The organism is Flavobacterium sp. T50_26 (assembly GCF_057652995.1).
Genome location: NZ_JBYFCC010000084.1, coordinates 1 through 242, shown reverse-complemented (window position 1 = coordinate 242; position 242 = coordinate 1). Strand labels below are relative to the sequence as shown.

Genomic DNA, 242 nt, shown 5'->3' with positions numbered 1-242 from the left:
CTGGTCGTCCCCCGGTAACAAGGGTCAGTGCGCAATCCATTTTCGCGAGCGGGCGATCTCCACCGCTTCCTTGAGGATCTCGGCCTCCATGGTTTTCTTGCCCAGCATCCGTTGCAGTTCACGGATCTGCTTGAGGGCATCGGCCAGCTCGGAAGCGGGCACCACCGCTTCACCGGCACTGACCGCCGAGAGGCTGCCATCCTGGTAGAGCTTGCGCCAGTGGAACAGTTGGTTGGGATTGA

Annotated in this window: 1 pseudogene; it reads right to left on the bottom strand. The window is 61.2% G+C overall.

Features of this window, described 5'->3' with window-relative positions:
* Positions 1-242, bottom strand: a pseudogene (locus tag AC23MC_RS16530) (IS3 family transposase); the annotation flags it as partial.